The sequence below is a fragment of the Streptococcus oralis genome (assembly GCF_001579525.1).
GTDB classification, from domain to species: domain Bacteria; phylum Bacillota; class Bacilli; order Lactobacillales; family Streptococcaceae; genus Streptococcus; species Streptococcus oralis_M.
In genome coordinates this window covers 228,967-242,523 of the sequence record NZ_LQZC01000011.1, presented here as the reverse complement: position 1 = coordinate 242,523, position 13,557 = coordinate 228,967, and the positions used below count along the sequence as shown (strand labels likewise).

Genomic DNA, 13,557 nt, shown 5'->3' with positions numbered 1-13,557 from the left:
ATGGTCAAAGCTCATGGATGTTGCAGGCTTTTTGTCCTGCACTTCTTTGGAGTTTTGACTGTTTTTGTGTCGTTTAAGGGAAAGGATAAAAATGACTCAACCAGACTTTCGGACAAAAGTGGGAAATACTGTTTTTGGTGTTCGGGCGACAGCCTTGATTCTCCAAAATGGCAAGCTCCTAGTTACCAAAGATAAGGGCAAGTATTACACTATTGGCGGTGCGATTCAAGTCAATGAAAGCACGGAAGAAGCGGTAGTTCGTGAAGTGAGGGAAGAACTAGGTGTCAAAGCTGAGGCTGGGCGACTAGCCTTTGTAGTTGAGAATCGTTTTGAACAGGACGGTGTTTCCTATCACAACATCGAATTTCATTATCTAGTTGATCTACTGGAGGACGCTCCTTTAACCATGCAGGAAGATGAGAAAATGCAGCCCTGTGAGTGGATTGATTTGGATAAACTCCAGAATATCCAGCTAGTTCCAGCCTTTTTAAAAACAGCCCTACCAGATTGGGATGGCCAACTAAGACACATTCATCTTGAGAAATAGGAGAGAAAATGACTTATAATTTTACGGAAGAATATGATATTATTGTAATCGGTGCGGGGCACGCTGGGGTTGAGGCTTCCTTAGCTGCCAGCCGTATGGGTTGTAAGGTTTTGCTTGCGACCATCAACATTGAAATGTTGGCTTTCATGCCTTGTAATCCTTCTATCGGCGGTTCTGCTAAGGGAATTGTCGTGCGTGAAGTCGATGCCCTTGGTGGCGAAATGGCTAAGACCATTGACAAGACTTACATCCAGATGAAGATGCTTAACACTGGGAAGGGGCCAGCTGTCCGTGCCCTTCGTGCGCAGGCTGATAAGGAACTTTACTCTAAGGAAATGCGCAAGACAGTTGAAAATCAAGAGAATCTCACCCTTCGTCAAACCATGATTGATGAGATTTTGGTGGAAGATGGTAAGGTTGTCGGTGTGCGTACAGCTACCCATCAAGAATATGCTGCTAAGGCTGTTATCGTGACGACAGGGACTGCCCTCCGTGGGGAAATTATCATCGGAGACCTCAAGTACTCGTCTGGCCCTAACCACAGCCTAGCTTCTATTAACCTAGCTGATAATCTCAAGGAACTGGGACTCGAAATCGGTCGTTTCAAGACAGGAACGCCTCCACGTGTCAAGGCTTCTTCTATCAACTACGATGTGACAGAGATTCAGCCAGGAGATGAAGCGCCAAATCACTTCTCTTATACCTCACGTGATGAGGACTATGTTAAGGATCAAGTGCCATGCTGGTTGACCTACACTAATGGTACCAGTCATGAGATTATCCAAAACAACCTCCACCGTGCGCCTATGTTCACAGGTGTAGTCAAAGGGGTGGGGCCTCGTTACTGTCCGTCGATTGAGGACAAGATTGTGCGCTTTGCGGACAAGGAACGTCACCAACTCTTCCTTGAGCCAGAAGGGCGCAATACAGAGGAAGTCTATGTTCAAGGACTTTCAACCAGTCTGCCTGAGGATGTGCAGCGTGAGCTGGTTCATTCCATCAAAGGTTTAGAAAATGCTGAGATGATGCGAACTGGTTATGCCATTGAGTACGACATGGTCTTACCTCACCAGTTGCGTGCGACTCTGGAAACCAAGAAAATCTCAGGCCTCTTCACAGCTGGTCAGACAAATGGAACGTCAGGTTACGAAGAAGCTGCTGGTCAAGGGATTATCGCGGGTATCAATGCGGCTCTGAAAATCCAAGGCAAGCCTGAGTTAATTTTGAAGCGCAGTGACGGTTATATCGGGGTGATGATTGACGACTTGGTGACCAAGGGAACCATTGAACCCTATCGTCTCTTGACCAGTCGTGCTGAATACCGTCTCATCCTCCGTCATGACAATGCGGATATGCGTTTGACAGAGATGGGACGCGAGATTGGGCTTGTGGATGATGAACGCTGGGCTAGCTTTGAAATCAAGAAAAATCAATTTGACAATGAGATGAAACGTCTTGACAGTATCAAACTCAAGCCAGTCAAGGAAACCAATACTAAGGTTGAGGAGATGGGCTTCAAGCAGTTGACAGATGCGGTGACAGCCAAGGAATTCCTTCGCCGTCCAGAAGTTTCTTACCAGGATGTGGTAGCCTTCATCGGACCTGCAGCAGAGGACTTGGATGACAAGATTATCGAATTAATTGAAACAGAAATCAAGTACGAAGGCTATATTTCCAAAGCTATGGACCAGGTTGCCAAGATGAAACGCATGGAAGAAAAACGAATTCCAGCCAATATTGACTGGGATGATATTGATTCTATCGCGACAGAAGCCCGCCAGAAGTTCAAACTCATCAATCCAGAAACCATCGGCCAAGCCAGCCGTATTTCAGGAGTAAACCCAGCAGATATTTCTATTTTGATGGTGTATCTGGAAGGTAAAAATCGTAGTATTTCTAAAAATCTTCAAAAATCAAAATGATACGTCGTCGGTTTCTTATGAATGAGTTCAAAGCTTGGCTTTGATTCATCTACAACCTCCCATAGTTCCCCGAACTATGGGAGCTAACTTGAGTTATGCTTTTGCCTAGCCTTCTAGTCTGATTTCGATTTTTATTGAGTTTCAATCTCAAAAGAAAGCATAGAGAAAAACAGCTCCGAAGACGGGGCTGTTTTGTTGGTTTATTCTTCTTCATCTGGTGTGAGAATCATCGGGATGATAATTGGTTCACGTTCCGTATTTTCATAGAGGAAGGGGCGAATAGCGTTGACGATAGCACCATTGACAGATTGCACGCTAGCATCTTTGTTCTTCAGTGCGATACGAATAGCATTGAAGAGGATGCGCTGGCTTTGGCGAATCAAGTCTCCAGATTCTCTCATGTAGACAAAGCCTCGGCTGAGGATATCAGGACCAGACAAGATCATTTTAGACTTGAAGTCAACAGTTGCGACTGCAAGTACGACACCGTCTTCAGATAGATCACGACGGTCTTTGAGGACAGCTGCACCGATTTCGCCAATACGATTTCCATCGACATAGATGTCTTGGGCGTTGAAGTGGCCTGCGATACGAGCAGAGTTAGCAGTAAGGGCAAGCACATCACCATTGCTCATGATAAAGATGTTGTCCTTCTCGACACCAGTATCCACCGCTAGTCCAGCATGGACTTTCTGCATACGGTATTCACCATGGACAGGCATGAAGTATTTAGGCTTAATCAAGCGGAGCATGAGTTTTTGCTCTTGCTGACCACCGTGTCCAGAGGTGTGGATATTGTTGATTTTACCGTGGATAACTTCAACACCAGCTTCTGAAATGATGTTGATCAGCTTGTTGACGCTAGTCGTATTTCCAGGGATTGGACTTGAAGAGAAGATAACCGTATCGCCGGGTTGGAGTTGCACCTGGCGGTGAGTTCCATTAGCGATACGAGAGAGGGCTGCCATCGGCTCCCCTTGACTACCTGTACAGAGGATCAGAACCTCGCCTGCAGGATAGTCTTTGATTTCATTTGGCTCGATAAAGGTTCCCTTAGGAGCTTTGATGTAGCCAAGCTCGATACCGTTGACAATGGCTTTTTCCATAGAACGACCAAAGACTGCGATCTTGCGTCCAGTCTTAACAGCAGCATCTGTTGCTTGCTGGAGACGGAAGATATTTGAGGCAAAGGATGCAAAGATGATACGTCCTTCAATACCTTGAATGATCTTCATGATAGACTGGCCGACGACTTTTTCAGAGTTGGTAAAGGTTGGTACTTCCGCATTTGTCGAGTCAGAGAGGAGACAGAGTACGCCTTCTTCACCAAGGGCTGCCATACGGTGCAAGTCCGCAGGTTCTCCAACTGGCGTGAAGTCGAACTTGAAGTCACCCGTACAGACGATTTTCCCTTGAGGAGTATGAATGACAATTCCTAAAGGCTCTGGAATGGAGTGAGTGGTTCTAAAGAAAGTTGCCTTGAGGTTTTTAAAGGTCAACTCAGTGTTGTGGTTGATTTCGTAAAGTTTGGCGTTGCGCAAGAGGCCGTGTTCTTCGAGTTTTCCACGGATCAAAGCTAGGGCAAGTGGTCCAGCGTAGATAGGGACATTTGCTTGCTTGAGCAGGAAAGGAATCCCACCGATGTGGTCCTCGTGTCCGTGTGTAATCAAAACAGCCTTGACGCGGTCAATGTTGTCCACGATGTAAGAGTAATCAGGAATGACATAGTCGATACCCAGCAAGTCATCTTCTGGGAATTTAATCCCAGCATCGACGATAATAATCTCGTCTTGGTATTCAATTCCGTATGTGTTTTTTCCGATTTCTCCCAGACCACCGATGGCAAAAACGCCGACTTCTTCAGGTTTAAGAGTGTAGGCCATATTAGAACTCCGTAATCTCGAAAGCGCCAGTTTCTTTTTCGTAATCTAGCAATTTGTCAGACAAGAGTTCGATGAATTCGATGTTGTACTCTGGGCGGTTTTCTTCGACAAGTTGGCGAGCAGCGATACGGCCCTCAAGTTCTGAGCTGGCATCGATGTCTAGGTAAAGTGAGCGTGTTGTTTCACGACGTGGGCTACGTTCTTTTGTTTCTTGATAAAAAACTTTGTAAATCATATAGTTCCTTTCTATTTACAGGTCAGCTTATTCCAAACTTTTAGCAGAGATTTGCTTGATTTCATTCCATTTTGTGTCTAGATTGACCTTGATTCGTTACAATTATTTCAATTATACCACAAAATGAAAAATTAGTAAAAGACAGAAAACGAGAAAGTCAAGAGGGAAAGAAGGGCAAAAAGAGATTAGTAGGGCTTGGTCGGATAGCTATAAGGTGTTATAATGGAAGGAGAAGGGGAAATTTATAGATGGGAACGTTCCCTATAGCTTTTAAAACAAGGAGGATTAAGGATGTTTAGTTTGTTTGAATTTGCGATTGGGGTTCGCCTCTTGATGTTTGTAGTCTTTGTAGCTTGTGTTTATGGAGGAAATCTTATTTTTACATATCTAGAGCACCGAAAAACAAAATTCCTTTGGAGGCTGACCTTTGTAACACTTTACTCTATATTTCTGCTTCTTGTCACCTATGTTGTCTGGCTCGTTTTTCACTTTGGTTTAAATGTTTGAGCTCGATTATTCATCTAAATAAACAGATACGAAAAGTTCACCCCGTCTTGATAGAAGGGGCGGACTTTTCTATTTTCAGATGATATCCTTATGTTTATGATGATCTCTCGCATCGAAAATCGAGTTGAAACATATAAAGAAAACAATGCAAACCGATAAATCAACTGGTAAGGAGATCCTAGTTATGTTTAAATCATTTAGAAGATAGAGCAGGCTATAGCCGAAGAAGAGAAAAAAGTTTACCCTTCTAAAAATGTATTTTTTATCTAGCATGACTTATCCAAATTTCTTACGAAGATCTTTCCCGATAGTGTAAGCAGCCATAAATAAAGCTATACCAACACCTACGCCAAAACCACCCTTAATTTCTTGCAATTCTTTATTAGAAATTGCACAATACTTATCTAAACCTTTAATCATACTAACCTCCTAAAAAATAACCAGCTGCCAAACCAGAACCTACAAGTGCTGTTCCACCTGCAATAGCTTTCCAAGATACTGCTACTCCAAAGATAACTAAGGGAGCGAGACCACCATCAATATCTGATAATTCGTTTTCAGATAACGATAAAAATTGATTGTCAAGAACGTCAAAATTTGTCATTGAACTTTCCTCCTTTTTTCTTGTTCACTTATATATTCGGAAAAGATAGGAAAAATGTAAAATTTTTTTGAATTTTTGTACATACTCTTTGCCTAAGTGGCAGGGCTTTTTGTTTGGGAAGAAAGAAAATTCCCATGCGTTGGCTTTTGTAGTATAATAGTAAGCAGACAAAAAGATAGGAATGTGTTATGAAAGTATTAGCTTTTGATACGTCCAGCAAGGCTCTTTCTCTCGCTATTTTAGAGGACAAGCAGGTTCTTGCCGAGACGACGATTAATATCAAGAAGAATCACAGTATTACCCTCATGCCTGCCATTGATTTTTTGATGGCAAGTTTGGATTGGACGCCCAAGGATTTGGATCGAATCGTGGTGGCGGAAGGGCCAGGTAGCTACACAGGCTTACGAATTGCGGTAGCAACTGCCAAGACCTTGGCTCATACCCTGAACATTGAGTTGGTTGGTATGTCAAGTCTATTGGCTCTGGTACCACGTCAACAAGAAGGCTTACTTGTTCCCCTGATGGATGCTCGTCGCAACAATGTTTATGCAGGATTTTATGAAAATGACAAACCTGTCATGCCAGAAGCACACCTGTCCTTTGCGGAAGTGATAGAGAAGGTCAAGGATGCTGACCAGGTGACTTTTGTTGGAGAAGTTGTCCCCTTTGTGGAGCAGATCCAGGAACAGCTACCACAAGCTAGCTACCAAGAAACCTTGCCAAATGCAGCTAATCTTGCTCTTTGGGCTTGGGATAAGGAAGCAGACTCCTTGCACGACTTTGTACCAAACTATCTCAAGCGTGTAGAAGCTGAGGAACATTGGCTCAAGAACCACTCCGAGTCTGGCGAGCCTTACATTAAACGCCTATGATAGAAATCAAACGAATCCAAAGACAGCCTGACCTAGCTCAATCTATCTATGCTGTCATGGCAGCTGTTTACCCAGTCAGTCCTTGGACGCTGGAACAAATCCAAGCAGACCTGTCCCAAGACCAGACATGGTATGCTATGGCTTATGATGGGGCAGAAGTGATTGGCTTTCTAGCCGTTCAGGAGAATCTCTTTGAGGCAGAAGTCCTGCAAATCGCTGTCAAAAAAGCCTATCAGGGTCAGGGAATTGCGTCAGCCTTGTTTGCTCAATTGCCGATAGAAAAGGAAATTTTCCTCGAAGTCAGAAAGTCAAATCAACGAGCGCAAGCATTTTATAAGAAAGAAAAGATGGCGGTCATCGCTGAGCGCAAGGCTTACTACCATGATCCAGTCGAGGACGCCATCATCATGAAGAGAGAAATAGATGAAGGATAGATATATTTTAGCATTTGAGACATCCTGTGATGAGACCAGTGTCGCCGTCTTGAAAAACGATGATGAGCTCTTGTCCAATGTCATTGCGAGTCAAATTGAGAGCCACAAACGTTTTGGAGGCGTAGTGCCAGAAGTGGCCAGTCGTCACCATGTCGAGGTTATTACAGCCTGTATCGAGGAGGCGCTAGCAGAAGCAGGGATTACTGAAGAGGATGTAACAGCTGTTGCGGTTACCTATGGGCCAGGATTGGTTGGAGCACTGCTAGTTGGTTTGTCGGCTGCAAAGGCCTTTGCTTGGGCACATGGACTTCCGATGATCCCCGTGAATCACATGGCGGGCCACCTCATGGCAGCTCAGAGCGTCGAGCCTTTGGAATTTCCCTTGCTAGCCCTCTTGGTCAGCGGTGGGCACACGGAGTTGGTCTATGTTTCTGAGGCTGGGGATTATAAGATTGTTGGGGAGACACGGGACGATGCGGTTGGTGAGGCCTATGATAAGGTCGGCCGTGTCATGGGCTTGACCTATCCTGCAGGTCGCGAAATTGATGAGCTAGCTCATCAGGGGCAGGATATTTATGACTTTCCTCGTGCTATGATTAAGGAAGACAATTTGGAGTTCTCATTCTCAGGTCTCAAGTCTGCCTTTATCAATCTTTACCACAATGCCGAGCAAAAGGGAGAGAGCTTGTCCAAGGAAGACCTGTCAGCATCTTTCCAAGCAGCAGTCATGGATATTCTTATGGCCAAAACCAAGAAGGCTTTGGAAAAATATCCCGTTAAAACCCTAGTCGTGGCCGGTGGCGTGGCAGCTAATAAAGGGCTCAGAGAACGCCTAGCAGCTGAAATCACAGATGTCAAGGTCATCATCCCACCCCTGCGCCTTTGTGGAGACAATGCAGGCATGATTGCCTATGCTAGCGTCAGCGAGTGGAACAAAGAAAACTTCGCAAGCTTGGATCTCAATGCCAAACCGAGTCTCGCCTTTGATACCATAGAATAAAGAGTCAGCTTTGAGCTGGCTTTTTTGATAAAATATTTTATAATATGCTAAAAAGTAAAAATTTTTACGAATAGAAAAGTGAAGTGAGTTGATAAGGGAGTAAGGAGATGATTGAAAAACAAGAATTGGGAGAATTTTACAAGGAATTACGTTTGGCGAGAAAACTCAAACAGTCAGATGTAGCATGTGATGGACTGACAGCATCCCAGCTATCTAAGTTTGAACTAGGACAGTCTATGCTGTCTGCGGATAAGCTGATCCTAGCTATCCAAGGGATAAATGTGACCTTCGATGAGTTTGGACACAAGCTCAACAACTATCAAGAATCCCCACACATGCGATTTGGTCGAAAGGTTGCGGATCGTTTTGCCCATCAAGATATAGCAGGCTTAGAGAAACTATTAGAGGAAGTCGAGCAAGAACAGATGGCGCAGACCTATCGTCGTTTGAGTGCTATTGTGATCAAAGATGCTATCCATTCCTTAGATAAAAGGTATCCGCTAGAAGAGGAGGATAGCGAGTTTTTAACTACTTACCTCTATGCTATCGAGTCTTGGACCTGGTTTGAACTCTATCTTTTTTGCAATACCATGCCTTTCTTAAGTAATCAAGATCTGATTTTTTTATCCACCTCTTTACTTGAAAAATCCAAGGAATTTAAAGAGTTGGTACACAATCGATTGTATATGAAAAGTGGATTTCTGAATATTATATCAGAACTCATGGAGCGTAAACTTTTCTCTTATATCCCAATCTTTGAATCCGAGTTGGAGAGCATGCTCCGTCCGTACGATGTTTTTGAGAAATTACTGTGGCAGTTTTTAAAGAAGATGAGCATTTTCCTTCAAACTAAGGGGAGCAATCAAAAAGAGATTGAACACTTTATCCAATCTCTGAAAATATTAGAAAATCCTCAATTAACAGCCCTTTTTGAACTACGCTTACAGCAATTCAAAGAGCTTATTGAGTAGTCCGCAATCGCAAATTTGAAATTTCTATGAGAAAAAATGTCAAATATGCGATTTACTAAAATGTGGTGATTTCCGTGTTATACTATCCTTATTTCATAGTATAGGAGAAAATAGAATGAAAAAGATAATCTCAAGCTACTACTTTATTATAGCCGTTTTACTTGTCATTGTTGACCAGTTCTTCATTCGTTTGCTTTTACACAGCGACCTTGCTGCGGGCCTATCTGACTTTGAATATTATCTATCAAGTATGATATTGCATTTTCTTGTGGTTCTGCTTGCTATTATTGTTATGGTTTGGTCAGGGAAATGGCAGAAAATCAACAGTCGAAAATTTAGAGGTTCCTATCTTTTTTATTCCTTTTTAGCTCTTCTTGCTTTTGTTATTTGGAATTTCGTCACATTTTATCTTTTCTCATCTACCAAAAATGAAATTGCTTATCAACTGGATGTCCCTACTTTTACGGGAGCAACGGCATTTTTGATGTATTTTTTCTATCCTGTGATTGCAGGTCCCATTTTTGAAGAGATAATCTATCGTGGGTTGGTGATGACCGCTCTAGAAAAAGGAAAGAAATGGGGACTGGATGTGCTCGGTTCGGCTGCTTTGTTTGGAATCTTGCACATTAGTAACCACGGTTGGGTCTTGACAGACTTTTTCGTATATATGGGTGGCGGTCTCATATTTGCAGTCTTATTTAGAGTGACAAAGTCCATTTATTGGCCTATTGGACTGCACATAGTCTACAATGGTATTGGTCAGATTCTCCCCTTGTTGTTTTAGAGTTTTTCAATAATCCTAATTAGCAAAAGAGAACACTAGCTGTGATATAGAAATTCCCGAGTCAGTTCTAATAGAGTCAGTTTGTAGTGCTGGACCAAGACCTTACGGTGCTTTTGATTGGACGAAAGGACTTTGGGCAGGTTTGGCTGAAAGAAGACGCAAATAAAACTTAAAAGGATCAACTATGAAAAGGAAAGAAACGAAATTTTATTTAGGGACAATTTTGGTGCTCGTGTCCTATTACTCGATTTTTAATCTTGTAGCAAAATTAGACTCAGTGAACCAGTTATCCGATTTTGGATTTTATGGGATTCAAATTTTATTTATAGTAATTGAGGGAATTGCTGCTACTGCACTTCTTGTAAAGAGTCAACGTTGGAAAGAGTACGGTCGATTCCAGTTCCGTTGGTCATATCTGGGTATCTTCTTTCTTTTCATTCTATTGATGTTTTTGTGGGTAAATATAACGACTCATATCTTTCCCAGCACGCAAAATGGGAGTGCAATTGTGAAAGAAGCAGCTAATTTGACAGGAATTAGTTACTTTGTAACGCGCATTCTCTATGGCAGTCTTATTGCTCCGATAGTTGAAGAATTGGTCTTTCGTGGGCTTCTGATGACAGCACTATCTAAATTGAAAAAGTACTATATAGATGTCATCGTTTCCTCCACTCTCTTTAGTTTCATTCATGTTTTGCAGTATGGATGGGTGTTAACAGACTTCATCATTTATGCTGGAGCAGGTTTGCTACTCTGTATATTTTTTCGTTATACACGTTCAGTTTATTGGTCAATAGCACTCCACATCTTGTGGAATAGCTTTTTAATCATCGTGAACTTATTGGTGTTTGGCTACTAGATTTAGCAGAAATATTTACATCACATAGATAAGGCTGGCTTCCCAGTCTTCTTTTATCTCCAATATCTAATAATAGTTCTTGTTCAATTCCTTGTTACCTCAAATGAAAAAGTAATTTTAGAATCTAACCACGGAATCCGACTCGATCAAAGTTTGTCAATCATAGAGTTTTTTTGTATAGTAGAAATATGAAATTTACAAAAATAATCAGTAGTTTGCTTGCTATTGGAGCTTTACTCATGTTGCTAATAGCTTGCCTGAATGTTAAAAAAACACAACTGGTCTTGTTTGAGTCCCTTTCATTCGGTATGCCTGAGAAGTCTTTTGAAGAAGTATTTGGAGAGGCTAGCGAAGTGGTAGAAGAAGAGGAAATGGCCTATCGCGATACTTGGCGTGCAGAAGACCCTTATTTCTATAAAACAAGCCGCCTTTTCTATGATTATGAAAATATTTCTTTGAAGGGCCATACAGGTCGAGTAAGATTCACATTTTCAAAATCGCATCGCTTGGAGACAGTAGCGACTTATTTCCCCGTTTCCTCCAAAGCTGAGCAGAAAGCATTGCTCGATACCTTATCCCAGAATGTAAAAACTGAACTTGAAGCACTCCCAGATTACCAGTCCATGATCACTGATCCGGTAGGGCTATACGATGACGGTTACCGCTATAAAGTCAAGCTGAAAGGACAACAGTGGGAACTCTGGGTCGATGTCTATCCGACAGAAGATGAATATGCTGAAAAAACTGAAGCCAACAAGTATATGATTCGAGTGGATCAATTTCTCATGTATCCATAAGCAGGTAAAATTTTTTTACAATGTTTACTAGCTCCAAGTTCCAAACTCTAAACTTTTTTCTCTTTTATGAATGTGTTATAATATTTCTTGCTGTGGCTGTGACCTTGAACAGCCTCAAACGAAGAAAATAAGAGGAAAAAGATGAAAGAAAAAGGATTTTGGGAAGGTATTCAGGCTGCCATGCCGACTGCCCTTGGCTATGTTAGTATCGGTCTAGCTTGTGGGATTATCGGTGCGCCCTATGTGACACCTGTTGAGATGGGCCTGATGAGCCTCTTTGTTTATGCTGGGAGCGCCCAGTTTGCCATGTTGGCATTGATTGCGGTCCAAGCACCTGTAGCAGCCATTGCCATGACAGTCTTTTTAATCAATTTACGACTCTTTTTGCTGAGCTTGCATGCGTCGACCTATTTCCGTCATACCAGTCTCTGGCAAAATATCGGTATGTCTAGTCTCTTGACAGATGAGACTTACGGGGTTTTGATGGGAGAATTAGCCCATACAGACAAGGTCAATCCTATGTGGATGCATGGGAATAATCTCAACAGTTATGTAGCTTGGTTTGTTGGGACAGTTGTTGGGACAGCTCTAGGTGGTTTACTGCCAAATCCAGAAATCTTTGGCCTTGATTTTGCCCTTGTGGGAATGTTTATCGGGATTTTTGCTTCGCAGTTCCAGATTATGCAAAGACGGATTCCTGTCCGCAATCTGCTGAAAATCCTAGCAGTTGTTACGGTGTCTTTCTTTTTGCTCTTGACAGTGGTGTCTCAGTCTCTAGCTGTTCTATTTGCGACGCTACTTGGATGTACAATGGGGGTGGTCTTAGATGGTCAGTAAATATCTTTTGTTAGCCGTTATCTTTTCAGGCCTAGTGACTTGGATTCCCCGCATGATCCCCTTCATTTTGGTTAAGTACAAGGGCTTGCCAGCAATCGTCGAGCGTTTTTTGAAATTTTTGCCTGTTTCCATTATCTTTGCTTTGATTCTTTCAAGCGTAGTGACAGGCAAGGTTGGGAGCCTTCCTCAAATCAAATGGTTGGACTTTTTAGCAGTCTTTCCAACGGCTTGGGTAGCCTTTCGCTACCGCAATCTAGTGGGCACAGTTCTTTTTGGAGTGGTCTTGATTGCAGTCTTGCGTCTGGTCTTTTAAATCAGCCATAGAAAAAACCTATCACCGAGATAGATATCATATAATGGCGAAAAAAATAATTTCTGTTAAGATAGTACAGTATTCTATTTTGGAGGAAATGACATGAAAAAAATCGTCAAATATTCATCTCTTGCTGCTCTAGGACTTGTTGCCGCAGGTGTACTAGCAGCTTGTTCAGGTGGAGATAAGAAAGATACTGCAACTAGCGAAGCAGCATCTGGTAAGAAAGAAATTATCGTTGCAACCAATGCTTCACCAAAACCATTCAACTACGAAGAAAATGGCGAGTTGACTGGTTATGAGATTGAAGTAGTCCGTGCTATCTTTAAAGACTCTGACAAATACGATGTCAAGTTTGAAAAGACAGAGTGGTCAGGTGTCTTTGCAGGTCTTGATAGCGACCGTTACCAAATGGCTGTGAACAATATCAGCTATACCAAAGAACGTGCTGAAAAGTACCTTTATGCAGCGCCAACTGCTAAAAACCCTAACGTTCTCGTTGTGAAGAAAGACGATGACAGCATCAAGTCGATTGATGATATCGGAGGCAAGTCTACTGAGGTCGTTCAAGGGACAACATCAGCTAAACAGCTAGAAGATTATAACAAACAACACGCTGACAATCCAACGGTTCTTAACTACACCAAGGCCGATTTCCAACAAATCATGTCTCGTTTGAGCGATGGTCAGTTTGACTACAAGATTTTTGATAAGATTGGTGTTGAAACAGTTATCAAGAACCAAGGTTTGGACAACTTGAAAGTCATTGAACTTCCAAGCGACCAACAACCTTACGTTTACCCACTTCTTGCTAAAGGTCAAGATGAGTTGAAATCATTTGTAGACAAACGTATTCAAGAACTCTACAAAGACGGAACTCTTGAAAAATTGTCTAAACAGTTCTTTGGAGACACTTACCTCCCAGCAGAAGCTGATATTAAATAATCGTATGAAATCATCTGAAATCATCCAGTCTGAGAAAGGTGGATGAT

At 42.3% G+C, this 13,557-nt stretch carries 17 protein-coding genes; 13 read left to right on the top strand and 4 right to left on the bottom strand.

All coding sequences use genetic code 11. The features are described from left to right. The first annotated feature begins 91 nt into the window (after positions 1-91). Together SORDD25_RS07900 and mnmG are read left to right on the top strand one after the other, a co-directional pair. Positions 92-547: an NUDIX hydrolase gene (locus tag SORDD25_RS07900; protein WP_061853256.1), complete on the top strand. Its 456-nt coding sequence runs from the start codon at positions 92-94 to the stop codon at positions 545-547. Positions 548-555: 8 nt separating this feature from the next. Continuing rightward, a complete protein-coding gene (gene mnmG, locus SORDD25_RS07895) occupies positions 556-2,469 on the top strand; it encodes a tRNA uridine-5-carboxymethylaminomethyl(34) synthesis enzyme MnmG (RefSeq protein ID WP_061853255.1) in 1,914 nt (637 codons plus the stop codon). 200 nt (positions 2,470-2,669) lie between these two features. Here the strand turns inward: mnmG and rnjA are convergent, their stop codons facing one another. Together rnjA and SORDD25_RS07885 are read right to left on the bottom strand one after the other, a co-directional pair. Next, on the bottom strand, positions 2,670-4,352 hold the full coding sequence (rnjA, locus tag SORDD25_RS07890; protein ID WP_000331971.1) for a ribonuclease J1: 1,683 nt from the start codon (positions 4,350-4,352) through the stop codon (positions 2,670-2,672). A gap of 1 nt (position 4,353) precedes the next feature. Continuing rightward, the gene (locus SORDD25_RS07885; protein WP_000639585.1) at positions 4,354-4,587 is read right to left on the bottom strand and encodes a DNA-dependent RNA polymerase subunit epsilon; all 234 of its coding nucleotides are present in this window, start codon (positions 4,585-4,587) and stop codon (positions 4,354-4,356) included. A 291-nt stretch (positions 4,588-4,878) separates the two neighbouring features. Here SORDD25_RS07885 and SORDD25_RS07880 point away from each other — a divergent pair, with 291 nt between their 5' ends. Next, positions 4,879-5,094, top strand: coding sequence for a hypothetical protein (locus tag SORDD25_RS07880; RefSeq protein WP_061853254.1), 216 nt, complete (start codon positions 4,879-4,881; stop codon positions 5,092-5,094). Positions 5,095-5,370: 276 nt separating this feature from the next. On the opposite strand, the gene SORDD25_RS07875 is transcribed toward SORDD25_RS07880, so the two are convergent. Both SORDD25_RS07875 and cibA read right to left on the bottom strand, forming a co-directional pair. Beyond that, positions 5,371-5,514, bottom strand: coding sequence for a bacteriocin (locus SORDD25_RS07875; RefSeq protein ID WP_061853253.1), 144 nt, complete (start codon positions 5,512-5,514; stop codon positions 5,371-5,373). A gap of 1 nt (position 5,515) precedes the next feature. After that, complete coding sequence (gene cibA / locus SORDD25_RS07870) at positions 5,516-5,698, bottom strand: fratricide two-peptide bacteriocin subunit CibA (RefSeq protein WP_000180842.1); 183 nt, start codon at positions 5,696-5,698, stop codon at positions 5,516-5,518. Between the two features lie 188 nt (positions 5,699-5,886). On the opposite strand from cibA, the gene tsaB reads away from it, so the two are divergent. The 10 genes from tsaB to SORDD25_RS07820 all read left to right on the top strand — a co-directional run bounded on the left by tsaB (position 5,887) and on the right by SORDD25_RS07820 (position 13,510). After that, positions 5,887-6,570: a tRNA (adenosine(37)-N6)-threonylcarbamoyltransferase complex dimerization subunit type 1 TsaB gene (tsaB, locus tag SORDD25_RS07865; RefSeq protein ID WP_061853252.1), complete on the top strand. Its 684-nt coding sequence runs from the start codon at positions 5,887-5,889 to the stop codon at positions 6,568-6,570. Then, positions 6,567-7,004: a ribosomal protein S18-alanine N-acetyltransferase gene (gene rimI / locus SORDD25_RS07860; RefSeq protein ID WP_061853251.1), complete on the top strand. Its 438-nt coding sequence runs from the start codon at positions 6,567-6,569 to the stop codon at positions 7,002-7,004. Before tsaB ends, rimI begins: the two co-directional genes overlap by 4 nt. Then, positions 6,994-8,004: a tRNA (adenosine(37)-N6)-threonylcarbamoyltransferase complex transferase subunit TsaD gene (gene tsaD / locus SORDD25_RS07855; RefSeq protein WP_061853250.1), complete on the top strand. Its 1,011-nt coding sequence runs from the start codon at positions 6,994-6,996 to the stop codon at positions 8,002-8,004. The genes rimI and tsaD overlap by 11 nt, the downstream gene beginning before the upstream one ends. Positions 8,005-8,111: 107 nt before the next feature. Beyond that, positions 8,112-8,975 carry an XRE/MutR family transcriptional regulator gene (locus SORDD25_RS07850; RefSeq protein ID WP_061853249.1) on the top strand — a complete coding sequence of 288 codons (864 nt, stop codon included), beginning with the start codon at positions 8,112-8,114 and terminating at the stop codon, positions 8,973-8,975. Between the two features lie 115 nt (positions 8,976-9,090). After that, positions 9,091-9,759, top strand: coding sequence for a CPBP family intramembrane glutamic endopeptidase (locus tag SORDD25_RS07845; protein ID WP_061853248.1), 669 nt, complete (start codon positions 9,091-9,093; stop codon positions 9,757-9,759). 184 nt (positions 9,760-9,943) lie between these two features. Next, entirely contained in the window at positions 9,944-10,618 is a 675-nt protein-coding gene (locus SORDD25_RS07840) for a CPBP family intramembrane glutamic endopeptidase (RefSeq protein WP_061853247.1), read from the top strand. 188 nt (positions 10,619-10,806) lie between these two features. Continuing rightward, the gene (locus SORDD25_RS07835) at positions 10,807-11,415 is read left to right on the top strand and encodes a hypothetical protein (protein ID WP_061853246.1); all 609 of its coding nucleotides are present in this window, start codon (positions 10,807-10,809) and stop codon (positions 11,413-11,415) included. A 141-nt stretch (positions 11,416-11,556) separates the two neighbouring features. Continuing rightward, positions 11,557-12,252 carry an AzlC family ABC transporter permease gene (locus tag SORDD25_RS07830; RefSeq protein WP_081103680.1) on the top strand — a complete coding sequence of 232 codons (696 nt, stop codon included), beginning with the start codon at positions 11,557-11,559 and terminating at the stop codon, positions 12,250-12,252. Further along, positions 12,242-12,565 (top strand): AzlD domain-containing protein, encoded by a 324-nt coding sequence (locus SORDD25_RS07825; RefSeq protein ID WP_000253936.1) that lies wholly within the window; start codon positions 12,242-12,244, stop codon positions 12,563-12,565. The genes SORDD25_RS07830 and SORDD25_RS07825 overlap by 11 nt, the downstream gene beginning before the upstream one ends. Before the next feature lie 102 nt (positions 12,566-12,667). Then, a complete protein-coding gene (locus SORDD25_RS07820; RefSeq protein WP_061853245.1) occupies positions 12,668-13,510 on the top strand; it encodes an amino acid ABC transporter substrate-binding protein in 843 nt (280 codons plus the stop codon). Positions 13,511-13,557 lie beyond the last annotated feature (47 nt).

Coding starts and splice junctions, on each gene's coding strand:
- SORDD25_RS07900 (WP_061853256.1), top strand. CDS start 92: ATGACTCAACCAGACTTTCGGACAAAAGTGGGAAATACTGTTTTTGGT.
- mnmG (WP_061853255.1), top strand. CDS start 556: ATGACTTATAATTTTACGGAAGAATATGATATTATTGTAATCGGTGCG.
- rnjA (WP_000331971.1), bottom strand. CDS start 4,352: ATGGCCTACACTCTTAAACCTGAAGAAGTCGGCGTTTTTGCCATCGGT.
- SORDD25_RS07885 (WP_000639585.1), bottom strand. CDS start 4,587: ATGATTTACAAAGTTTTTTATCAAGAAACAAAAGAACGTAGCCCACGT.
- SORDD25_RS07880 (WP_061853254.1), top strand. CDS start 4,879: ATGTTTAGTTTGTTTGAATTTGCGATTGGGGTTCGCCTCTTGATGTTT.
- SORDD25_RS07875 (WP_061853253.1), bottom strand. CDS start 5,514: ATGATTAAAGGTTTAGATAAGTATTGTGCAATTTCTAATAAAGAATTG.
- cibA (WP_000180842.1), bottom strand. CDS start 5,698: ATGACAAATTTTGACGTTCTTGACAATCAATTTTTATCGTTATCTGAA.
- tsaB (WP_061853252.1), top strand. CDS start 5,887: ATGAAAGTATTAGCTTTTGATACGTCCAGCAAGGCTCTTTCTCTCGCT.
- rimI (WP_061853251.1), top strand. CDS start 6,567: ATGATAGAAATCAAACGAATCCAAAGACAGCCTGACCTAGCTCAATCT.
- tsaD (WP_061853250.1), top strand. CDS start 6,994: ATGAAGGATAGATATATTTTAGCATTTGAGACATCCTGTGATGAGACC.
- SORDD25_RS07850 (WP_061853249.1), top strand. CDS start 8,112: ATGATTGAAAAACAAGAATTGGGAGAATTTTACAAGGAATTACGTTTG.
- SORDD25_RS07845 (WP_061853248.1), top strand. CDS start 9,091: ATGAAAAAGATAATCTCAAGCTACTACTTTATTATAGCCGTTTTACTT.
- SORDD25_RS07840 (WP_061853247.1), top strand. CDS start 9,944: ATGAAAAGGAAAGAAACGAAATTTTATTTAGGGACAATTTTGGTGCTC.
- SORDD25_RS07835 (WP_061853246.1), top strand. CDS start 10,807: ATGAAATTTACAAAAATAATCAGTAGTTTGCTTGCTATTGGAGCTTTA.
- SORDD25_RS07830 (WP_081103680.1), top strand. CDS start 11,557: ATGAAAGAAAAAGGATTTTGGGAAGGTATTCAGGCTGCCATGCCGACT.
- SORDD25_RS07825 (WP_000253936.1), top strand. CDS start 12,242: ATGGTCAGTAAATATCTTTTGTTAGCCGTTATCTTTTCAGGCCTAGTG.
- SORDD25_RS07820 (WP_061853245.1), top strand. CDS start 12,668: ATGAAAAAAATCGTCAAATATTCATCTCTTGCTGCTCTAGGACTTGTT.